Here is a 21537-nt window from a genome sequence, read left to right as displayed (position 1 = left end):
CTTCGCGCCTAACGTATCGTCAGCAAAGCAAAGAATTCGGCTCAAACTTCGTCGATCAAACCGGCAAGTTCGGTGCGCAGTCTCTGCAAAATCCGTGCTCGTGCCTTATAAACGGTCCACCGGGTTACGCCCAAAGACTCGGCTACTTCGTCGGGATTTCGGCCGTCCACGACGGTGGCCCAGAACGCTTGCCATGTTTTATGATCGAAGCGGTCACGGTAGATCGCGACCGCTTGGGTCAGCAAAGTGTGGCGATCTAAATTTGCATCCGTCGGTGGTTCATCAAGTTGCTCGGGGAGAGCCAACTGCTCGGCAGCCGATCCAAGCTCATGCTCCTGTGGCCGGTTGCGGCGAGAATCAGCGATCCGTCGTCGCGTGATGGTCCAAAGCCAGCCCCGGAATTTTGCGTCGGCGCGCGAGGGATCAAAGTTGGCTAGATCTTTGGACACCGACATCAACACATCCTGAGTCACGTCGGCTGCATCACTGGACTGCAATCCCGAGCGACGGATCCAGCGATAGACCAGTGGTCCATACAAGTGCACAAAGCGACTCCAAGCATCGGGGTTCCCTTGCCGTGCGGCAACCAGCAGCGAATGTGGCGTCGATGGTTCGATCAGAGCATTCAAGCTAGGTCGTGGGGTGAGAGTCGAGCAGGTATTGCCATGCGGTTTATCGATCGTAGGGGGGCAGCAATTGGCACCGCACAACCTCTTATCTTAATTCATCGACCGCCGAACGTCCGCTGACAGATGCCGTTTAGACTAATGCATTGGCGTCCAGGAAGAAAACACGGTCACACGGTTACAAGTAGTGAAAACAGTGACATCAGCGTGGACGGCAAGGGAACTACCGCAGTCCAGGCAATGATTTCGAAGTTGGCTGCGATGATCGAGACCGCAGCACTAAGAATGGTCGCATGTCGAATCGTCCCGAAGCGTTCGGCGTTGACCGAATCGATTGTCGTCTTTTCGGTTACCACGTTGTCTTTTGTGAGACAAACGAGCGCGACGAAGATCAGCGGAAAGGCGAACGCAGAAGCACGCGTGATGTCGAGCACGATCAAACAGGATGCGATCGAAGCCACAGCCGCAGCAGTGATCAATCCGGCCCGCATCCAATTGCCTGATCGATAGCCTGCCCAAATCGCTAACAAGATTGCGATCCAACCGCCCTCGAAACACGACCAGGCGGCCATTTGAGCAAGCGTCAGCGAGCCAACCAGATTTTCGCCCAACATCGATGTGTCTGCGGAGGTCCAATTCATGGATGCGGATATGGTCGAGCGACTAATCGCATAAGCGATCAACGCCACAAGTAAGACTCCCCAGCGACGAACGCTTTTTGCCCAGTCGAATTGGTTAACCGCCAGAATCAACAATCCAATCAAACCGAGCGAAACAATCGCCCGTTCGTCGGACCAAATTGCCAAAAAAGCCGCCAGCCCCAGCAACCATGGTCGGTCCATCATCATGATCGTCAGCGCGATCATACCGAGGGCTACACCATCGAACGGTTTGGGTGCAAAGTTCATTGAAAAACACGCGTTTGATGCATAGAGTCCCGCCAACAATGTGCCCATCGCAATTGCGGTGACGCGGTCGTCCGTCAATCGATAGGCCACCGTGATTCCACCAAGCAGATAAATCAGCCCACCCAGCGTCGCGGGGATGTAGGGATGGAAACCTAGCTTCGTACTTGCAAACAGCAGAATCGAACCGGTCAAACGTGGCGTCAGTTTCGCGCCGTGACTTCGTTCGCCTGGATCATCTGGGGTCGTTAGCGGTGCTGTATCAGCGAGAGGAGAGACTGACTTCAGTTGATAGGCGGGTGGCAACGAGGAGGGAAGGTAAAAAATCACTGCTGGCGAGCAACTGAATAAGCCCGCCATGGCGACCACGAATAACCAGCTCTTCAGAACCCAATAACGACCTTCGACAAGAGTGTTCATGGAGACGATTTGCCTGGCGTTCGTTGCGATAAAATAAAATGAACCAAGTGTTCGATCGAGATACCCACTATCAATACGCTAGGGGCGACCATTGGCAGAGCGTATCGATCCCATGCAAAGGGTATCCAAGAAATCAACATGACAAAAGCGACCAGCCACCAAAGTGCGATCAGCATCAATGTCCAGCCTCGGTCATTCGGACCATGCCACAGGATCAGCCTGATCTGATTGCCCAGTAAAGCGATCAGAACGAGCATTGCAAAACGGCTGCCACAAACCAGCGTTGCCACGGCGCTGACACGTGAGCCGACATCATGAAGTCGTCCGCCCAGAATTTGTTCTTGAATGTCGGCGGTCAGCCTGTGTTCGTTTGACAGCGCCATGACGCCGTCGACGGTATCGTGATAGAGCGATGGATTTGACACGATGCACAGAATCGCCGCGAGCGAGCAGGTTGCGAAAATTGCTAGCGCACTTTTCCATCGCGTTTGCGGATCAGGCCACTTCCATGGCACGGCTAGTCCAATCACGACCAAACCAGCAACGCCGACTACCACCAACGAATTCATCTTCGAACCGCATGCCAAAGTGAGTGCCGCTGTGGTCGCAGCACCTACCAGTGATAGGCGGCTGATTGACCGGTTTTTTGCATCCACCAGTGCGATCAACCCGATGATAAACCAAATCGAAAAGCAGACCGCCACGATATCGATCATGGCATGTGAGTAAGCGTCGACGACGATCGGGTGCACGGCAAACAGCGTCGAAGCAACGAGGCCGCTGATGACACGATCGCATTGCCAGCCGATCACTATGATTCCGATAGCAGCCAAGATACCGATCAGACACATCAGACGACGAACCGTTCGTAAGTCTGAGTCTTCGATGGGCAGTTGTTCGCCACGCAGTACTTGTTCAGCAATGGTTGGGTCGACGCGAATGGCAACTTGGCGACGCTTTTCGAAGGCTTCGTTGGTTCCCCATGCACCCGGCATATTAGCGAACATCAGATAGAACGAACCGAGGATATCTGGGGTCGCAATCCGTCGTCCGGTGGCGTGCAGGGTTGCCCCGATCAAATACTTTCCTAATGCCGGGTTTTCGCGTGCGGGCAGTAATTGCCAATCTTTGTGTCCAAAGTCGCGCTCGACGAAGGCCAAGTCATAGTAGTATGCCGATCCAACCCAGTAGACTTCGTCTTCGTGAAATCGATCGACAGGTGGAAAAGTGAACTGCACCACGATCAGAACAACGGGAAGGCAGAACGCGATCCAGCGCAAGCTTGATTGTTTGCGTTTGGATTCGCGATCGTCATTGGAGTTATTGCGATTGGTCACGCTTTTTCGTCGGCTGTCGAATCCAGTTTTGATAGGCCCAGGTGTGCAGGTCTCGAGGGCTGAGCCGAACGCGCATTTGCTAAATAGTCGCCGCGGCTAAAGTACTTCTCTAACCAGACGTAAGCGACGATAAAGAAATAACGGCTGCCCATTTCCTTGATTTTTAGCTTTGCAACTCCGGTGCGTCGATTTCGCCATGTGATCGGAATCACCGTCCATGAATACCCTCGCACGATCGCTTTGAGCGGCAGTTCGACTGTCAAATTAAAGTGAGGCGAGATGATTGGTCGGCATCCCTCGATCACGGTCTTGCGATACGCCTTAAAAGCGTTCGTCGTGTCGTTGAGCGAGATGCGAAACAAAATGCGGATCCAAAAGTTAACCATCCGGTTCAGACGCAGCTTAAACCATGGGTAGTCGATGACTCCGCCGCCTTTGATAAACCGACTTCCGAAAACGCAGTCCCAGCCTTCATTGAGCAGATGCCAGTAGCGGACCACATCGCGGCAGTCGTCTGATTCGTCCGCCATCATGATCACGATCGCATCACCCTTAGCGACATTCAGCCCCGCGACAATCGCGCGGCCAAATCCGCCGTCACCTTGGTTCTTGATCGGGGCAAGATAAGGGTTCTCGGCAGCGAGCGATTGCAAAACTGACCATGTCGAATCGGCACTATGATCGTCGACCACCACAATTTCGTGTGGAATCGTTTTTAAGCTAAGTTCTAAATGCAAATGTTGCACTGTCGACGCAATGCATTCGGCTTCATCCTTGGCCGGGATGACGACGCTGAGCAATTGCAACGACTGATCGCTTATCCGCGCTTCGGCGGGCTGACTTGAAGTCGTGTCGAGTTCATCGCGATTCATCAAAGCAAGATCCCGTGCGGCGGTGATTCCGTGCGGTGGTACCACACAATCAGTATAAGTTTGATTGATCCAGCCAATCGGGATGCTGCTCGGCATGAGCGGCAATTTCGTCAAAGATTTCTTCGGTCGTCATCGTTGGGCTCCAATCCCAGTGCCGCTTGGCCGCCGTAGAATCCAGAACGACCCAAGGAAGGTCAAACGGCCGCGTGTTATCATCGGACTCGACTTGATGATCGCCCCAACGATTGCTGCACCACTGGCTGACTTGGGCAAGCGATCGTGCCGATGTTAAACCGCCCGAAACATTGATGATTGGCGGTCGGTCATTGTTGGTTGGGGCATTGATTTGGTTGACGACGAGTCTTGCCAGATCTTTGGGGTGCAGGCAATCGCGGACTTGCAACCCTCGGCCGCCAAATCCGTTGAAACGAAGCGGCGCACGGGCGCGCCAAGATCGCAGCCAAAAAGAAAAAATGCCTTGGTCGGCGCGGCCGAATTGAGTTCCGCCGGCCAAAATTCCGCAGCGATTTACAAACACAGGGATGTCGAACGCGTAGCCATACTCCAGTGCGATTGCTTCCGAGGCTAGCTTCGTGGCACCGTAGAGTGACACAGGCGCAGTCGTGGAAAATTCTTCGCCGATGCCACGCTCGGTTAGCCCCGTTAGCTCGAAGCCGCTCTCCAAACCGAATGCGTTGTTCGTTTCCAACACCGGCAGCGACGCCAGGGGCGGAATCGAATAGACACGGGATGAACTCAGCAGCGTGAAGCCGGCTCGCCAGTGGCGACATTGCTCTAGCAAGTGCGTCGTCCCGATTAGGTTGTTGTCGACAACCTGCCGTGGCGAGCACTGGGCCGAGACGCCTGCTAAAACGCTTGGGTGGGCTGCGGCGTCGATCACCCAGTCGCATGTTGGCAGCGATTGCAAGTCGCCTGGTACTCGAACATCGGCATGAATGAATCGGACACCTCGTGCCGACAGCTCGCTGACATTGCTGGCCGACCCACTTCTCGACAAGTTGTCGATGCCAATGATCTCGCAACCCGACAGATGTTCGGGGATTGTTTGAGCCAATGTTGACCCCACAAAGCCACAAACTCCGGTGATCAGAATTCGCTTCGGCATGAGTTGCAGCGTTAAAAAGGTACACGACCTGGGATCGACCAAAAAACGGATGGCCGACAATGCTTGGGGCAACCATCGTACCACAGACGCGTTGGTCACCTCGCTGCGGTCGGTGCCGATTTGGGCGGGGCCGACCATCGCAGTAGCCCGCGTATTTGCGGGCGTTAGCAATGCAAGATCTTTAACAAGATCCACTACGTTTGATGACGCCTTCGCGCGACCAGCCTTCGAACAGGCTGCACTAGCGGTCCGCGTTAGGCTTGTTGCAAATTGGCGACGGGGTGGGGCGTTTTTACGCGAGCTACGAAGTCGGGCCAAACTTCATCGGCAAGTTTGGTCTCGCCCAGCGTGATGGTCTCGTTGACGTTGAGATTGCCTTCGAGAATGTGAGCCGAGTTGAGGGCGTAGAATCCTGGCACGCTGGTGACAATCGGTGGCAGACGAGTGCTGTAGTCGATCGTTGCCAGTGCGGCGACGTACTTGGCACGGGCCACTTTGAAGTCAAGCACGTTGTCGCGAGAAAAGTGGTCGTACATTTTCTCAAGCGTCGACAGGCACTTCTCTTTGTAGTCGTCGTCGGTCTCGTTGAGCCCTTCGTGATCGTCGGGAAGGTACTTGGGCAGGTAAACCAAATGGTTTCCACCAAGCTGAGTTTCCGAATTTACGATCGTCGACATCTCGATCACAGCGGTCAGCGGGACCCAGGTATCGGTGATGTTGGTGACGTAATAGGGGCTGATCGGTTCTTTTAAGAGCATCGATGCGCAAACAACGCCTAGGTAGCGGATGGCGTCGAGCTTTTGTTTTTCGACGCTTGTCAGTTCGTCGCATGACTTCGAAATCAGCGGCGATGCGATGGTCGATACGACGTTGTCGAAACGTTGGGTGCCACCATTGCCGAACGTGACATCCAAGCCGGGGCCATCGTTTGCCGTTGCCACTTGTATGACCGGTGACGACGTCCTCACGGTCAGGCCTTGCTCGGTCAGCACGTTGACCCATTGGTCCAAGATTCGTGCATAACCGCCCGGGACGTAGCCGAACATTTCTTTCTTGGCACCGCTGCGACGGGCTTTGTACATCCGGGCGGTATGTGCCCAAATGAATGCAGCGGAGGTTTGTTTGTAGGCGTCGCCAAGCTTGGCTTTCAAAAGCGGCAGCCAAACTTTTTCAAAGGCACCGTTGCCTGACCAGCGTCGCAGCCATTTTTCGACGGACAGCTTTTCAAGACGCCGCCAGCTCTTGATCTTCGACGCATAGAAAATCGTGCCGCCCAGTCGCAGTCGCTCGAACATCGACAGCGGCGGGAACTTCAGGAATTCGGCAGTGTTGCTCATCGACAGCAACTTGCCATCGGCATAGAAGCCGGTCTTTGTTTCGACCCAATCGATTTCGCTTTCAAGCCCGATCTCGGACAGGACGTCACGAAGCTTTGAATCGCTAAGCAGCGTGACATGGTAGAAGCGATCCCAGACGATGTCGCCCAATTGCCACGCGCTGGTCAGTCCACCCATGACAGGTGCGGCTTCGGCGATGGTGACGTCTTGGCCACGGGCAATCAAATCACGAGCGATCTTTAGACCCATCACACCGCCACCGACGACGAGCCATGACCGACGTGGAGCATCTTCTGAAATCGAATCCGGCACGACTAGTTGTTCCCAACGCGGTGTCGACCGAGCAATTTCAGTGTCAGCCAGATGGTCTTGAATACTTGCATCTTGCTGTCGCCGCCCTTTTGGTCGTAACGCAAACGCAGCGGAGCTTCGCCGAACATGACGCCTTGGCTGCGCAGTTTCAACAGAATGTCAGCCATGCACGAGAAGCCTTTTTCGCCAACAAAATTGTCGCCGTGTTCGGCAAACGCTTGGCGGATCACCGATGCACGGTAAGCACGGTATCCTGAGGTGTAATCGCGAACGCCACGCGTCGGAAACAGTGTCGTAAACAGAACGCGTGCACCGATCGACAGGATGTGTCGTTCGAACGGTACACCGATGACGCGGGCACCGGGCTGGAAACGCGATGCAATGACAACGTCGCAGCCTTCGTTGATCATGCTGACCATGCGGTTGATCAGCCCAGGTGGGTGCGTGTTGTCGGCGTCCATCGTGATGATGATGTCGCGTTCGCCGGCGCGGTCGACAGCTTCGCGAAGACCATCGCGGATGGTGACGCCGAGGCCCGAGTTGACTTCGTGCTTGACCAAGTGGATTGGCATTTGGAATGACATCTGTGATGCGATTTTCGCAGTGTCGTCCTTGCTTCCGTCATCCACGATGACGACCTCGTAGGGGAGGCCACTGTCGGCGAAAGCTTCGCCGATTCGTTCCAGCAGTTCTGGCAACGCTTCTTCTTCGTTATAGGCCGGCAACGCCATGAACACTTTTACCGGACGGAATCGCATTGAATCGCGAGACTCGTTGGCTGACTGAACTTGAGAAGCTTCTTGGGCTTGCGTTTCCGGACCGGTAGATTCGTTATTCATGGTGTGTGGGGCCGACGCATGTCAGGCGTTACTGGGCAACGGTGGGGGTGTTGGCAGGACCCGCAGAGGGTAGCTGTCAGGGTTTCCAGTGTTATCGCTACAACCCATCACCACAAGACTTAGAATGGTGAACTTTTAACCACTTTTTTCACAGTGGCTAGAAATCCCCTTAAGAAACAGTTTGCGACCCTTTGGATTGCGCCACTAAAATGACCAAAATCGCCAGTCCGATGGCTAAGCAAACGCCATTGACGCTGGTTAGGACCCGAACGGCCGTGACGCCCGGGTCGAGTCGCCCCAAGATCATGCGAGTCGAAACGTAATTGAACAGGGGAACGGCCCACAATCCGGCTAGCCCTATGCGCCAGATTGTCGGAATCATGGCCCAGGTTGGGGGCGATTTTACGAGAATCGCTGCAAGCGGCCCGACCATCAGCATCGTGTCATAGGACTGGTGATACAGGCTGACCAACATTGTCAACAGGATCAGGCCACCGGTGACGCCGACCAGCCCATCGTCCAGGCCTTGGCGACGGCGGCGATTCAATATCACCATCGATGGAATCAGAATCACTGCCATCACGATCAGGTGGGTCGCTTCCTTGGGATCTTTGCCGGCCCACTTCGCGGCAACCGCCAACACGTCGACTCGGGTCCATGAAAACACTGGCGACTCGTCGTCTTGAGCACGGTGAATCTCTTGCGTCGTTTCGACGTCGTCTCGCAGTATTTCGATGCCACGTCCAACGTCACCGTCGCCTTCACGGTAAGCAAGCCAAGCGAACGGAACGCCAGCGGAAACGACACTGAGAATGGCGCCGATGATGATCGCTCTGACATTGCCGCGAGCCAGCATCAAGAAACCGAGCGGCAAGATGTAGGTGGGTTTCGATGCTACGATCGCCAGCATGATTGCTGACATCCAAGGACGGCGATCGCCCCAGTGAATCGCTAAGTACGTTGCCAAGATCAATTCGAACGTGAAGTAACCGTCGAATAGTGTGATGTGCCCGCCGCGTGAAAACACCAACGCAGCAGCTACCGCAAACGTTAAATCCCAACGGATCGGATGCCTGGTCCAATCGGCTTGAGTCGATCCTGGTCGGGGCGATGACGACACAACCGAAGACGACACGATGATGCCGATTGCAAGTACGACGGCAACGGAAAATGCAAAGAATAAAACTTCGGCAGTGTGCAGCGGCAGCAGCACAAACGGAGTGTGCAGCACCAAAACCGATGGCAAGAAAAACGGAATCTGTCGCGCGACTGGATTCGCCGCCGCGTAGTCAGCGCCGTAGGGACTGATGCCTTCCAGGACTGCGCGCGTCGGAAAGTAGATCCCGTTGTGAAAGTCGCACATGCCCTGCCGCGACGGATCGAATGGCCCGGGCGTTTGGTACTGCTTGACGGTTCGCGCGGCCGTCAACGTGACACCGATCACAAACAAGGCAATCGCCAGCAACGCGTAGAAACGGTTGCCAACTTCGAAACGACTAGCCATTGGTTTTGCCTAATAATCGACGCGTCGCTGCGGTCACATCGTCTTGTCGCATCAGTGATTCGCCAACCAGTATCGCTTTGACTCCGCCGCGGCCGAGCATCAACACGTCGTCGTTGGTCACGATACCGCTTTCGCCGACGAGCAATCGATCAGCGGGAATCGAGGGGCGCAGATCGAGTGTGTGCGAGAGTGATGTCTTGAATGTTTTCAGATCGCGATTATTGACGCCGACCAGCCGAGTCCCCGTGGCCAGCACGGCATCCAAATTGGACGGTTCGTACAGTTCGATTAGGGTTTGCAATCCAAGTTCGGTGGCTTGATCATGTAGTTGTTTCAGTTCGCTTGGTGACAAGCACTCGGCGATCAGTAATACACAATCAGCGCCGACGATGCGGGCTTGCAGCAGTTGGTATCGGTCAATGATGAAGTCTTTGCGGAGCAGCGGTAGATCGACGGCTGAGCGAACTTGTCTTAGATATTCCAGCGAGCCTTGGAAAAACGGCTCGTCGGTCAGTACGCTGATGCAGGCGGCCCCGCCGTCTTCGTAACACTTCGCCAAGGTGGCTGGGTCAAAGTCTTTGCGGATCAGCCCTGCCGACGGACTGGCCTTTTTGACTTCGGCGATCAATTGAACTTCGTCACCGGCGGCTAGCGCCGCGTGAAAGTCACGGCACGGCGGCAGGTCACCGAGCATCGATTCGAGTTCCGACGCTGGTACGCGGTCGCGATCGGTTTCGATCGTGATCCGGGTTTGGTCGATGATTTTATCGAGAATCGTCATGATGCGGTTGCCGCTAAGGAATTGTTCGGAAATAGCTCCGGAATTCACAAACTCAAAATTACCCTCACGCCCCGCGGGAGGGTCGGACACGGTAGCGGCCGGGGAGGGCCGTATGCGAACTCTCTCCGGTACCTTCTCCGGTCGCTTCGGCGTCCGACTATCCCAGAGGGAGAGTCGTATGCCGAACTTATTTCAGCACGACTCTTAGTGCTTGAAGTGACGTCGGCCGGTCAGCACCAACGGTAAGTTGTACTTGTTGCAGGCTTCGATCACTTCGTTGTCTCGGCGTGAACCACCAGGCTGGATGACAGCGACGACGCCTGCTTCGGCAGCGGCTTCAATCGAGTCGGGAAAGGGGAAGAACGCGTCCGATGCCAGCACGGCCCCATGGCCGCGATCACCAGCTTTGTCGATCGCGATTTCGACGCTGTCGACACGGCTCATTTGGCCTGCGCCGACGCCGATCAGTGACGTATCTTTCGCCAACACGATAGCGTTACTCTTGACGTGGCGGACCATTTCCCATGCGAACGAAACGTCATCCCACAATTCGTCAGCGACTTTGGTTTCCGTGACCGTTTTCCACTGCAGCATAGAACTGGTCATGCGATCGGCATCTTGCACCAAGACACCGCCCGAAATGAACCGGCGCTGAATCGAGGATGGCGGTGTGTCCAAACGACCGACTTGCATCAAGCGAACGTTTTCGCGCCACTTTGGTTTGCTGGTCAACAGTCCAACCGCTTCGGCTTGGAAGTCCGGCGCGACGATGGCTTCGATGAACAGCCCTGGTTCGCACAGCAGTTCGGCGGTTTCTCGGTCGACTGTTCGGTTGAACCCTAGCACGCTGCCGAAGGCGCTCAGAGGATCGCCGGCGAGTGCTTTGCGGCATGCCCGCGCGAGTTTGGCGTCGGTGGCTGCGCCGCAGGGGTTGTTGTGCTTGATGACCGAGACGGCGGGGCCACCGAAACCGCGAACGATTTCCAGTGCCGAGTCGAGGTCCAACAAGTTGTTGTAGGACAATTCTTTGCCGCTGATTTGGCGTGCCGATACCAGGTTCGCGCTACGCACGGTCGGATCGATATACAGGGCGGCACGTTGGTGTGGGTTTTCGCCATAGCGAAGTTGCGTCTTGCGACGAAGCGTCACATTCAGGCTGGCTGGGAACTCGCCGCTGATCGTGTCGCCTCGCATGAAGTCGGCGATCGCTCGGTCGTATCCGGCTGTATGTTCGAAAGCGTCGGCGGCAAGCTTGCTGCGGAAGTCAAGCGTCGTGCCGCCAGCATCGTCCAACTGGCCAAGCAGTTCGCTGTACTGTTGAGGGCTGGTGGCGACGGCGACGTCGATGTGGTTTTTGGCTGCGGCACGGACCAGGCTGGGGCCGCCGATGTCGATTTGTTCGACGCACTCTTCGCGGCTAACGCCCGGGCGGGCGGCCGTTGCGGCGAATGGGTATAGATTCACGACCACCAGATCAAACGGGATGATGTCGTGTTCTTCGATCGCGTCCATGTGATCGTCGCGGTCGCGAATCGCCAGGATGCCACCAAAAATTTTTGGGTGCAGTGTTTTGACGCGGCCATCAAGCATTTCTGGAAAACCCGTGTAATCGGCGACGTCTTGAACGTCGATGCCGGTTTCTTCCAGGTGGCGGCGAGTGCCACCGGTGCTGTAGATCGCTACACCGGCACGTTGCAGTCCAGCAGCCAAGTCGGACAAACCGAGCTTGTCGCTGACGCTGATCAAGGCAGTGCGGATGGGGGCAACGTCAGAGGCAGTCATAGCGATCCGGAGTGGTCAAACGCGGAGAAAAACGCGAGGCAAGATGGTATCTAGGGCGCTCTTGTGTACTCGCCAAAAGCCGTAAACGTCAACGGGGCGATGCTAGAGACGCACGGCGATTCCCGCTTCTCGCATCGCTTGTTTGGTTTCGGCGATCGTGAATTGGCCGAAGTGAAAGATGCTGGCCGCCAGCGCCGCGTCGGCCTTGCCGTCGCGAATTGCCTCGACCATGTGCTGAGGCGAACCGGCCCCGCCGCTGGCCACGACCGGGATCGAAACCGCTTCGCTGACCGCCGAGGTGATTTCGATGTCATAGCCGTCGCGAGTCCCGTCGGCGTCCATGCAGGTCAATACGATCTCGCCGGCACCGAGTCTTTCGATCTCTTTGGCCCACTCGACCGCCATCAGTCCCGTCGGCTTGCGGCCGCCGTTGATGTGGACTTCCCAGACTTCTTTGCCGTCTTTGATGATGCGTTTGGGGTCGATATTGACAACGATGCACTGACTGCCAAACCGATCGGCGGCGCGGCGCACAAAATCGGGATCGGTGCAGGCGGCAGAGTTGATCGACACTTTGTCGCAACCGGCCGACAGCAGGGCTCGCACGTCCTCGACCGTTCGCACGCCGCCGCCAACGGTCAACGGCATGAAGACTTGTTCGGCCGTTCGCCGCACGACGTCCAGGATGATGTCGCGTTCTTCATGGCTGGCCGTGATGTCCAAAAACACCAACTCGTCCGCACCCTCGGCCTCGTACCGACGCGCCACTTCGACCGGATCGCCGGCGTCACGCAGATTGACGAAATTAGTTCCCTTGACGACGCGGCCTTGAAAAACGTCCAAGCAGGGGATCACACGGGCGGCAAGCATGGTCGAAAATCTCGGTTTACGAAAGCAAGTTTGATGCGGTCGATTGGCACTGGTCCAAATAGCCGACGCCAAACATATTCAAATGGTTCATCAGATGATAAAGAACATAGACGCCCGTTCGCCGTTGCCAACCGGCGGCCAGTGGGAATGCATCGTTATAGGCGTCATAAAAAGAATTGGGACAAGACCCGAACAGCCTCAGCATCCCAAACTCAGCTTCGCGACAACCGTAGTAGATCGCCGGATCAATGATGACAGGTTGTCCTACGGCGTCGCACGGGTAATTACCGCTCCATAGATCGCCGTGCAACAGCGACGTCGCGTCCTCTCGCCCAGCCAGCAGTTGTTCCATTCGGTTGATGATCGTTTCCGTGTCTTGCCGAAGCTGTGAACTGGCCAACCCCTGATCGACTGCACATTTGAGTTGAGATCTAATCCGCTGGTCGGCCACAAATTCGGGCCAGCATGATTGAGACGAATTTGTCCGAAGCGAATTCCATTGCCGAGTCGACCCGATGTAGTTGTCGCGGTCGAGTCCGATCCTGGTGCCGAGCGAACTGCGATGTAGGCTGGCTAACGAACGTCCAAACTTGGCAAAGAAGTCCGTCCCGCGTTTGCCCGGTTCGATCCACTGCGTCACTAACCAAGCTCGGCCATGGATCACTCCACTGGCAAGGACTTCGGGAACGCCAATCGCATCCGCTGCTCGCAGCCGACTGAGTCCATCTCGTTCACATTCAAAGTTATCCGCAAACGAAGCGTCATTCGATTTCACAATGACAGTTTCGACTGTTTCGTCGCGAAGACGCACTTCGACGCGGACCGCGTCGCTGATGCAGCCACCGCCGACGAGCGTCATGTTCGCGACGGTGACGATGCTCGGCAGCAGTTGCCGAAGCGATGATTCAATGTCACTCGCTGGCATGGATCAGGTGGGGGTGGCAAGACTGGTTTGCATTTGAGTTTCGATCGCTTGCGGTGTTTGCAGCGGAACCAACAAATCCGACCGTTCGGCACGAACGGCCTTTTCGGTTTCGTAGCGCATGCGGGTCGCTGTGGCTTCGGCTTGAACGAGTTTGTCGTATTGCTCGCCCGTCATCACGCGAGTCGTTTCGCTTAGCAATTCCGGATCGTACGTCAGACCCGGATGGTCTTGCGCGGTCGCATACTTTTCGATGCCAACCTTGGCCGCGTACAGTTTTTTTTCAATCTCGGCGACGCGGTCGTCGGCGGTTTTACGAGCGATCCCCTGTGGTTCTTTCTTCGCCGCGCTGCCGAACGGATCATAGTCATCGCCCGCGTGCGTTATCCGGTCCCACCAACTCGGATAGCGACCAAAAATGTTGGTCGCGATGCGATCGGAACGATTCATCATGTAATTCGAAACAGCACGACTGCGTTTGAAGAACGATGTCGGAATCAAGGCATGATCCCAGACTGTTTTTGACTTCACGGCCATGTATCGCACATTGGCAATCAATTCGTAAAGCAGTCCCAGACTGACTTCATTTTCAAGCATCTGGCGATACGTGACGCCGTAGTTGAGCGAGCGTTCGGTCAAGTAGTTCAGTTTCGGCATGATGTTTCTCACGCCGCCGCGTCCCCAGGTTTTGCACGTTCGGGCAACGCGTTGTTCATTGAATAGATCCGTCAGAATCGAATCCACCAACTCGCCACCGATTTGCCGTACCTCGTCGTCGGTCATCGGGCGGTCGATGTAGTGCTCGCTGTAACGGGGGAACGTTCGCTCGCTGACCAAACGAATAAAACGGTCAACTTTGTCCTCGAACTTCAGCGCCAAAAAAATCCCGTGCTTATTTGCCTTGCTGGTGATGAAGTCACGATTGATTGCGTCGATCCCATCAACTTCATACAGCACGGCTGAACCCTTAGTCGCGTCGAGTGTGCGGCGAACTTCTAATTTGCCGATCTTGCGACGTTTGAAGAATCCCCACTTCGTATCCGTGTCGCCTGTGTCGTAGCGATGCACGATGATCCAGCGGTGCAGCGGATCGTCTTTGGACAGTTTCCGTTGCAGGCGATTCGCTTCCGCTTCCAGCCACTGGGCTTTGGGTTGAAACAGAAAAGTGCGGCGGTTGATGTCAAATTCGTGTACGGCACCGAGCGAGACGTCGGCCAAGTCTTGAGCACCGCTGGCGATTCCGCCGACCACTTCTTGGCTGCGAGCGACGTACTGATTCCACCTGCCAACGGCCTTTAAAAACTCTCGTTGCGTTTTCAGTTGACTTGGTTTCTTCTCGTCGCTAACCGGGATCAATGAAGCGGTCAGCATCGCTTCGCCGCCAATTCGCGAGTCGCCGACGATGTAGAAGTTGATGTCGTGATCGGCGGCGGCTCTCAAGAACTGGCTCTTGGCCAACTGCTTGAATGCGACGGTCGATCCCGAGGGTGTTTCGTAGTAGTTGTTGGGGATGATAATTGTCATTCCCGACCACTGTTGCAGCAGCGATTGGTCGTGGTCGACGGCGCGAATCAGGTCGAGGAATCCGTAGTACGAAACGTCCCAGACATCCAGGCTGCTGCCGAAGTAGTCAGCAAGCTGAGTCCATTTATCGATGTCGGTGGTCGTCGTTTTTTCGTTAGCGATCAGCAGGAAACGTGATCCGTCTTCACGTAAGTAACGCTCGGAAACACGGATGAAGGTTTTGCGATAGTCGACGCGGCGGTACTTTTCATGATCGGGGCTCGACTTTGGCCGTTGCAGGTCCAAGTCGACGCCGAGTGCGAATCCTTGATAGGGAATCGCGTTAGCCGAGTCGCGGATGCCAATGCGAGTTTCGACGACTGTGGTCACACCGGGTGCCAATTCACCAACCCGTTTTTCGTATGCTGCGGTCAACAGATCGATTTCGGCATTGTCGGTGCCGAAGAATACGATTTGTTGGTTGTCCAGGTCGCCGCCGAGCAATCGAACGTGCGATCGGATGGCGCGATACAGGTACTTTTGGTCAAACGTTTCGTCGCCCACGTTCGTCACGCCCCAGATGACTCGCGTGGACTCGCCCGGCGCTAAACTGTTCAGGCATGTGATCGGCGACAGTTCGATCGGGAATCGAACGTGCAGGTCTTCACCGTTTTCAAAGTTTCGAAAAGGGCGTCCAATTCCGCTTTCTAAACTCGACTGCGGTGACACAGGATGACGAAGTCTGAATGATCGTTTGCGAGGGTCGTCAGCAATGTAGTCGCCGATTCGAAGTCGAATGCCAGCCGTGTCGAAGGTGTACGTTTCCTCCGGTGCAAGCGAATGGTTGATTTCTAGATCGACGCTGTTGACGAGCAACCATTCGTCGCTTTCCAGGTAGATTCGCACTGTGTAGTTGGGCGGTGTTGGCATGCCGCCACAATTGCGAACGGTTAGTTTGTCGATCGAAACCAGCGAATCAGGTTCCATGACGGTGTATTCGCTAGCGATATCGAACGTGACCAGTTCTAAATCGTAGGGCGAGTCGTAGGTTTGCTGACCGCCACGCGAATCGGTGACGACGATTTGGAATCGACCGTCGTCGCCCGGTTGTGCATCACGGGCGCGATATCGTGACATCGATCCGGTGCGGCCTGGTCGGCCGTCGATGCCGCCGGGGTTGGATCGCATGATCGTTCTTGTTTGTGTACGGCCCTGCGAGTCACGATAGGTTTTTGTTTCGGTCCAGTGATAGCTGTTGCCACCTTTTCCGCCAGGACCGCCCGATCCGCCGCGACCAGCCTTGCCGGCAAAGCCAAGATCGCCCCCGACCAAGTTGCCTTTGATCAGCATCAACAGACCGGTGTTGTTTTCGTCGACCGAAACAATGGCCGTACCGCCGGCGCCACCTGGTTTGCCATCGGTGGGTTCACCCGCATCGCCGCCGTCACCGCCCGGACCGCCGTTGCTGCCTGATGTAAAACGAGTCGCATTGCGCCCGCGGTACCCTTGGCTGCCGGGGCCGCCGTCGCCGCCCCGTCCGCCGTTGCCACCCTTGCCGCCAGTGCCACGGATGTAGAGATAGCCTTCGGTGGCGATTGCAACGTGATCGCGCACGGTCGATCGCTGCTTACCAGCCGGTTGAATTTCGCCGCTGATCGATAGCGTGCCGCTGTTGCGGTCGCCGTGTCCGTAGTCGAGTACCAATTGCGCGGCGCCGGCGTGTTGGCCGGGGACTGCTTCGGTGGCATCACCGCCGCGGCTGCCTCGCGTGCCTGGTGACGCGGGTGGGTTGTAGAAGTTTTGTCCGTCGTGACCGCTCGGGCCGTCGCGCCCGCTGATATCAATCACGCCAAGCAACACTGCTTCGGCATCCGATGCAAAGCAACCAGCGTCACTGAAGCTAGGCAAAGATTCGTCGGGAGAGTATGGAAACGGCAAGATGTGATCAGATTTTTGGTGGCGAACTATTCAATAATGACGTGGAAAAAATTCCGACATTTACAATCTCAATCTCATTTTCCCGACTCTCCCAGAGGGAGAGTGAAATTCTGAATTTGTTTTCGTACGCTTTCTAAACGGGGTCGGCATACAGATCGAGCAGTTCCTGCGGAACTCGCTGCAGTTTACCGTTACGGTCAATCACACCCAGAGTCACTGTGGCTTCGACCAACGTGACTCCGTCTCGAGTGATGGTGTAGTCGTGGATGATTTTGGCAGCGGTGACTTTTGCGATCCGTGTTTGGATATTGATCACGTCATCGTACTTGGCGGGACTGCGATAGCGACAATCGACGCGTACGACGACGACAAACTGGCCGGCTTCTTCCATCGACCGATAACGACCGCCACTGGCCCGCAGCAGTTCGGTTCGGCCGATTTCGAAGTACTGTAAATATCGAGAATGATGCACCAACCCCATCGGGTCACATTCGTCGTATCGAACTCGTTGTTGGACTGTATGTTCTCGCATTGTTTATTTTTCGTTGATTGCTTACTCGCTTCGCAGACTCTGAAACAGTTTGGCCCGCGCCAGACGCCAATCGCGTTCGATGGTCGCCACGCTGACATCCAAAACTTCGGCGACCTCGGGGATCGACAAACCGGAAAAGAACCTCAGTTCGATGACTTCGCGCCCGCGGGGCGAATCCTTTTCCAGCTCGTCGAGGGCTGCTTCTAAGTCGACGAAGTCGCATTGGTTACTGGCTTCGAAATTGTCTAGAACGATGTCGAGCGAGCCACGTTGGAATTCGCCGCCTCGTTTGGTGGTGCGTCGGGCGCGGGCATGATCGACCAGAATCTGACGCATCGCTCGGTTGGCCATTCCGAAAAAGTAGCGTCGGTCGGCTGCATTGGCGACGGCGTCGGAATCAAGTAGCCGCAAGCAGGCTTCGTTGACCAGAGCTGTGGCCTGCAACGTGTGATCGGGCCGTTCGCGACTCATCAGCGCCGCGGCCATGCCCCGAAGTTCGCTTTGCAGTTCGGTGAAGAGAGCTTCTTTGGCAGAATCGTCTCCCGACTTGACTCGCTGCAACAGAATCGAGACTTCGTGTGGCGACTCGGACATGACGGATACTCAGCTTGAAGGCGGTCGACGGGGGCTCCACCAACATAACATCTCGAGCCCAGCATCGACCGCGCATGAAAAACCCCCGCACCTTTTACAAGTGCGAGGGATGAAAGCGATCGTGTGGCGGGACGCCAAATTACCATCCGTAGACTGGTTGGACGGCCGGTTGGTAGATCGGTTGCGGGTTGTAGTAACGGTTGTCGACGGCGCGGGCACCGCTGAAACTGTTTTGACCCCAGTTGGCTTGGGCACTTGCGTTTGCACGGGCGTTGGACCAATTGCCGTTAGCGATTGCTTGGCCATTTGATTGGGCAAAGCCACCCCAGTTGGCTCGAGCGGTCGAGTTGACGTGCGATCGGGCGCCCCAGCCATTGGCTGACGACTGGCCGTTTGAGATCGCGGTGCCACCGTTGGCGATGGCTGTGCTGTTGCCGCTGGCGAAACCACCGTTGCGGCCGCTGCCGGTCATGTTGGCTTGTGCGAATCCGCCGTTACGAGCAACTGCGGTTGCGTTGAGCCGAGTGTTGCCACGGCCGCTGGCGTTAGCGATCGCGGTGCCGCCGCTTGAGTAGCTGCTGGCGGTGACTTGAGCACTTGCGTCAGCGGCGAATAGGCAAAGGGCGGCCAGGGCGATCGTGGTGGTGATGCGGGTCATCGTAAGGTTCCTTGGAAAAAAGTTGCGTGAGTTGGTTTCATGTTTGAAAGTCAAAGTTGGCTTTCATGGGAGTCATGCGGGAACCTTGTCCAAACCCCTTAACTCTTTTTCAATTTTCTTTTGATGCGTCTACTGCTGTTTGAGGATTGGGGGGCTAGGAACCAACGAAAAAACGCCGAATCCATCGAAGGAATCGGCGTTGGTGATGAAATCGTTAGGTAGGTCTTACCAATGAACGGCTCTGGGGCCATTCATCGTGAAGGCTAGTTGAAAGGATTCAGACGTCGACCCAGCGAGCGCAGGTTTGTGCCGCGGCGAACGGGCTGGCTAGGCTGGCTCGAGCGTGTTGGTGGGGCGGAAAACTGGACGTGTTCGTTTCGGTCTTCGATGACGCCGCCTTGGCCGGGGTAGACCACCTGGCCGGGAAAACCGCCTTGGCCTGGGTAGACGCCCTGGCTCGGACGCCCAGGTTGGACTGGGCCAGGGCTGGTGCTTTGACCGCCTGGCCGGGCACTGTAAATCACGTTTTCATTTCGGTCTTCGACGATGCCGCCGCCATGATTGACTCCGCCGACTTGTCGCCGTGAAAGGTTTCCGTGCGGCACACCGTTGGACGTCCACTGGGTTCCCGAGACATGCCACTGGACGCCGTTGACATCGGTTTCGTAGCGATTGACTTGGCGATACGAACCTGGATCGACGTTGGATCGGTTCGGGTCGAGTACGCTTTCGCGAACCGTGTTCTTGTCCGTTCGTACGATGACGCGACCGGTGAAGGGATCGTACTGGACGTCAGAAACCTGACGGCCCGAGTTGTAAATTTCGGGGTTGTACCATCCTCCTGCACTGATCTGGCCTCCTCCATTAACAGGGACGCCGCCATTGATCGGGGCACCACCGTAAACTGGATTTCCGTTGATCGGTCCTGGGCCGCCGACGCCAATTTGACCTGGATTGAAGTTTTGGGCCGAAGCACCCGAAGCCGTTAGCGACAGCGAAGCGACGAGAGCGAGGGCGGAACGTCGCGAGATGATTTTCAAAGACATGGTCAGTCTCTCTTGGGGGGTAAAACGGGGAGCTTATTCAGCATACTCGGGAAGTGACAGTCAAACCTGCGTCGTATGTCGTTCAACCCCTTGAATAAATCGAAGGAAAAATGCAGAATTGCTGTTCTGCAATCCCTCAAACCGGACCAAACGCCCCGGCGGGTGCTGGTATTTCGCGTTTTCGATGATGGATTTGCGATCATCGAGCACCTCGCAAGGCACGTCGCACAGCTGCTTTGACGTCATCGGTCAGGTCGCCGTTTTGCAGCTGTTCTTGGATTTCTGCGATTGTTCCGCTCAATCGAACACGTCCAATGTTGGGGTTCGAGGACGCGATGTCTAGCGAGACCTGGTTGCCACTCTGGCTTACCGATACCGATTCGCCGTCACCAGAAACGGACGACGAAACCGACGAAGATGCCGATTGCCGAGTGCCTGGTGAGCTGCCGACGGCCGATGAACCTCCGCCCATGACCCCTCGGTTCGCTTGATTTGCTGGAAATCGATTGTTCCAGCGGGGCATCGGCATTCGGCGGATTTCACCGCCGGCGACCAGCATTTCTGGGATGCCGCGACGGATCACCATCAGCCCGATTCGCGGATTCGGGTGCCCCAAGTCGGCTGAGGTGCGGACGGGATTTTGGTCGACCTCGGTCAGGATGTCGCCGGCTCGAAGTCTCATTTCGGCGGCTGGACTGCCCGCGGTGACGCTCTCGATCACCATGCCCGTGTCGGGGCGAAGCAGCGGTAAGTGCATCCGTAACAGTTCTGGAACTTCGGTCAGTGCCATTCCCCACTCGTTGGCGATGGAGTTGTCTGCGATTGCCGTTAGAGGGTCATTTTGGGCCGGCAAAGTGGTGGCCGTGACGGTCAGCAGAGCGGCGGCGATGAAAAAGCGTTTCATAGGATGGCTCGGTGGTTGAAGGCGTTGTTGGTTTATTGAACAAAGAACTTGAACGAAGAAAAGGCCGTCGTCGTCCCGCAGGGCGACGAAGACCGGTTGGAGATTGGTTTCGTGTTAGCGGCGGTTGAAGACTCGGTGGTTCGAACCGCTGTTGAAAGATCCATTGCTGACCGGAAAGGTCTGGTAGGTCGGCTGGCCCCATTGGCGAGTGTGGCTGTTGGACCAGGCGTTGGTGTTTTGGCCGAATCCTGTCGATTGGCTGCCGCCGTAGACTTGGCCGTTTTGGATGCCGGTTTGGCCACCCGAAATGACACGACGGTTGCCGCCGGTGCTGGTCACGCCACCGTGGCTGAAGTGGGTGCCGCCTGGTCCGATGTTCAGATTCATGTTGTGAGCGACGCCACCCGGACCGGCTCCGGCACCGATTGAGTTGCTGATTGCCAAGCCGTTGGGACCGGCCCCGAGAGCGAAACCGTGCCCGAATTGCATACCGTTCTTCGAGCTGCTGCGGCTCTTGACGATCGAGATCGGGCCGGTCGCCGATCCGCCTGCTCCGGCGAATCCGTTGCCGATGTCGACCCAAGATCCAGCCGACTGGGCCGATGCGGTGGATGCGGAAAGCGAAAGAATAGAGGCCAAAGCCAGGCCAGCGAAAATGGTGCGAACGACGGTGGTCAGGGTGATCGAGTGAGTCATGGGATTTCTTTGATTTGGGCGTTTGCGGGAACT

At 56.2% G+C, this 21537-nt stretch carries 19 protein-coding genes; all 19 read right to left on the bottom strand.

Translation table 11 applies throughout. From position 1 onward, the window contains the following. Positions 1-41: 41 nt before the first annotated feature. The 19 genes from Poly59_RS03060 to Poly59_RS02970 all read right to left on the bottom strand — a co-directional run bounded on the left by Poly59_RS03060 (position 42) and on the right by Poly59_RS02970 (position 21504). Positions 42-629, bottom strand: coding sequence for an RNA polymerase sigma factor (locus tag Poly59_RS03060; protein ID WP_186775985.1), 588 nt, complete (start codon positions 627-629; stop codon positions 42-44). Positions 630-796: 167 nt separating this feature from the next. Continuing rightward, on the bottom strand, positions 797-1951 hold the full coding sequence (locus Poly59_RS03055) for a hypothetical protein (protein ID WP_146532572.1): 1155 nt from the start codon (positions 1949-1951) through the stop codon (positions 797-799). After that, complete coding sequence (locus Poly59_RS03050; protein ID WP_146532571.1) at positions 1948-3288, bottom strand: hypothetical protein; 1341 nt, start codon at positions 3286-3288, stop codon at positions 1948-1950. Before Poly59_RS03050 ends, Poly59_RS03055 begins: the two co-directional genes overlap by 4 nt. Continuing rightward, a complete protein-coding gene (locus Poly59_RS03045; RefSeq protein ID WP_146532570.1) occupies positions 3285-4160 on the bottom strand; it encodes a glycosyltransferase family 2 protein in 876 nt (291 codons plus the stop codon). Before Poly59_RS03045 ends, Poly59_RS03050 begins: the two co-directional genes overlap by 4 nt. A 49-nt stretch (positions 4161-4209) precedes the next feature. Further along, positions 4210-5424 carry an NAD-dependent epimerase/dehydratase family protein gene (locus tag Poly59_RS03040; RefSeq protein ID WP_246151334.1) on the bottom strand — a complete coding sequence of 405 codons (1215 nt, stop codon included), beginning with the start codon at positions 5422-5424 and terminating at the stop codon, positions 4210-4212. 116 nt (positions 5425-5540) lie between these two features. Then, on the bottom strand, positions 5541-6935 hold the full coding sequence (locus Poly59_RS03035; RefSeq protein WP_246151333.1) for an NAD(P)/FAD-dependent oxidoreductase: 1395 nt from the start codon (positions 6933-6935) through the stop codon (positions 5541-5543). A 2-nt stretch (positions 6936-6937) separates the two neighbouring features. Continuing rightward, positions 6938-7693 (bottom strand): glycosyltransferase, encoded by a 756-nt coding sequence (locus tag Poly59_RS03030; protein WP_246151430.1) that lies wholly within the window; start codon positions 7691-7693, stop codon positions 6938-6940. A gap of 250 nt (positions 7694-7943) precedes the next feature. Continuing rightward, positions 7944-9278, bottom strand: coding sequence for a glycosyltransferase family 87 protein (locus Poly59_RS03025; RefSeq protein WP_146532568.1), 1335 nt, complete (start codon positions 9276-9278; stop codon positions 7944-7946). Then, a complete protein-coding gene (gene trpC, locus Poly59_RS03020; RefSeq protein WP_146533222.1) occupies positions 9271-10059 on the bottom strand; it encodes an indole-3-glycerol phosphate synthase TrpC in 789 nt (262 codons plus the stop codon). Before trpC ends, Poly59_RS03025 begins: the two co-directional genes overlap by 8 nt. A gap of 204 nt (positions 10060-10263) precedes the next feature. Next, complete coding sequence (purH, locus tag Poly59_RS03015) at positions 10264-11841, bottom strand: bifunctional phosphoribosylaminoimidazolecarboxamide formyltransferase/IMP cyclohydrolase (RefSeq protein ID WP_146532567.1); 1578 nt, start codon at positions 11839-11841, stop codon at positions 10264-10266. A gap of 102 nt (positions 11842-11943) precedes the next feature. Next, positions 11944-12711 carry an imidazole glycerol phosphate synthase subunit HisF gene (hisF, locus tag Poly59_RS03010; RefSeq protein WP_146532566.1) on the bottom strand — a complete coding sequence of 256 codons (768 nt, stop codon included), beginning with the start codon at positions 12709-12711 and terminating at the stop codon, positions 11944-11946. A gap of 16 nt (positions 12712-12727) precedes the next feature. Further along, the gene (locus Poly59_RS03005; RefSeq protein WP_146532565.1) at positions 12728-13636 is read right to left on the bottom strand and encodes a fructosamine kinase family protein; all 909 of its coding nucleotides are present in this window, start codon (positions 13634-13636) and stop codon (positions 12728-12730) included. A gap of 3 nt (positions 13637-13639) precedes the next feature. Then, the gene (locus tag Poly59_RS03000) at positions 13640-17074 is read right to left on the bottom strand and encodes a DUF7932 domain-containing protein (protein ID WP_146532564.1); all 3435 of its coding nucleotides are present in this window, start codon (positions 17072-17074) and stop codon (positions 13640-13642) included. A gap of 133 nt (positions 17075-17207) precedes the next feature. Next, positions 17208-17606: an acyl-CoA thioesterase gene (locus Poly59_RS02995; RefSeq protein ID WP_146532563.1), complete on the bottom strand. Its 399-nt coding sequence runs from the start codon at positions 17604-17606 to the stop codon at positions 17208-17210. A 21-nt stretch (positions 17607-17627) separates the two neighbouring features. Beyond that, entirely contained in the window at positions 17628-18200 is a 573-nt protein-coding gene (locus tag Poly59_RS02990) for a sigma-70 family RNA polymerase sigma factor (protein WP_146532562.1), read from the bottom strand. A gap of 139 nt (positions 18201-18339) precedes the next feature. Further along, entirely contained in the window at positions 18340-18858 is a 519-nt protein-coding gene (locus tag Poly59_RS02985) for a hypothetical protein (protein ID WP_146532561.1), read from the bottom strand. A 263-nt stretch (positions 18859-19121) separates the two neighbouring features. Beyond that, entirely contained in the window at positions 19122-19904 is a 783-nt protein-coding gene (locus Poly59_RS02980) for a hypothetical protein (protein ID WP_146532560.1), read from the bottom strand. A gap of 199 nt (positions 19905-20103) precedes the next feature. Next, the gene (locus Poly59_RS02975) at positions 20104-20808 is read right to left on the bottom strand and encodes a PDZ domain-containing protein (protein WP_146532559.1); all 705 of its coding nucleotides are present in this window, start codon (positions 20806-20808) and stop codon (positions 20104-20106) included. A gap of 114 nt (positions 20809-20922) precedes the next feature. After that, a complete protein-coding gene (locus Poly59_RS02970) occupies positions 20923-21504 on the bottom strand; it encodes a hypothetical protein (RefSeq protein WP_146532558.1) in 582 nt (193 codons plus the stop codon). Between the last annotated feature and the right edge of the window lie 33 nt (positions 21505-21537).

The organism is Rubripirellula reticaptiva, from assembly GCF_007860175.1.
Classification (GTDB): Bacteria; Planctomycetota; Planctomycetia; order Pirellulales; family Pirellulaceae; genus Rubripirellula; species Rubripirellula reticaptiva.
Note: the sequence above shows the minus strand (reverse complement) of the source record. Positions and strands in the feature narration are given on the sequence as shown.

Excerpts from the sequence above, each read along its gene's own strand:
- Poly59_RS03055 (WP_146532572.1), bottom strand. The coding sequence starts at position 1,951 with ATGAACACTCTTGTCGAAGGTCGTTATTGGGTTCTGAAGAGCTGGTTA.
- Poly59_RS03045 (WP_146532570.1), bottom strand. The coding sequence starts at position 4,160 with ATGAATCGCGATGAACTCGACACGACTTCAAGTCAGCCCGCCGAAGCG.
- Poly59_RS03040 (WP_246151334.1), bottom strand. The coding sequence starts at position 5,424 with ATGGTCGGCCCCGCCCAAATCGGCACCGACCGCAGCGAGGTGACCAAC.
- Poly59_RS03030 (WP_246151430.1), bottom strand. The coding sequence starts at position 7,693 with ATGCGATTCCGTCCGGTAAAAGTGTTCATGGCGTTGCCGGCCTATAAC.
- Poly59_RS03025 (WP_146532568.1), bottom strand. The coding sequence starts at position 9,278 with ATGGCTAGTCGTTTCGAAGTTGGCAACCGTTTCTACGCGTTGCTGGCG.
- trpC (WP_146533222.1), bottom strand. The coding sequence starts at position 10,059 with ATGACGATTCTCGATAAAATCATCGACCAAACCCGGATCACGATCGAA.
- purH (WP_146532567.1), bottom strand. The coding sequence starts at position 11,841 with ATGACTGCCTCTGACGTTGCCCCCATCCGCACTGCCTTGATCAGCGTC.
- hisF (WP_146532566.1), bottom strand. The coding sequence starts at position 12,711 with ATGCTTGCCGCCCGTGTGATCCCCTGCTTGGACGTTTTTCAAGGCCGC.
- Poly59_RS03005 (WP_146532565.1), bottom strand. The coding sequence starts at position 13,636 with ATGCCAGCGAGTGACATTGAATCATCGCTTCGGCAACTGCTGCCGAGC.
- Poly59_RS02995 (WP_146532563.1), bottom strand. The coding sequence starts at position 17,606 with ATGCGAGAACATACAGTCCAACAACGAGTTCGATACGACGAATGTGAC.
- Poly59_RS02990 (WP_146532562.1), bottom strand. The coding sequence starts at position 18,200 with ATGTCCGAGTCGCCACACGAAGTCTCGATTCTGTTGCAGCGAGTCAAG.
- Poly59_RS02985 (WP_146532561.1), bottom strand. The coding sequence starts at position 18,858 with ATGACCCGCATCACCACCACGATCGCCCTGGCCGCCCTTTGCCTATTC.
- Poly59_RS02980 (WP_146532560.1), bottom strand. The coding sequence starts at position 19,904 with ATGTCTTTGAAAATCATCTCGCGACGTTCCGCCCTCGCTCTCGTCGCT.
- Poly59_RS02975 (WP_146532559.1), bottom strand. The coding sequence starts at position 20,808 with ATGAAACGCTTTTTCATCGCCGCCGCTCTGCTGACCGTCACGGCCACC.
- Poly59_RS02970 (WP_146532558.1), bottom strand. The coding sequence starts at position 21,504 with ATGACTCACTCGATCACCCTGACCACCGTCGTTCGCACCATTTTCGCT.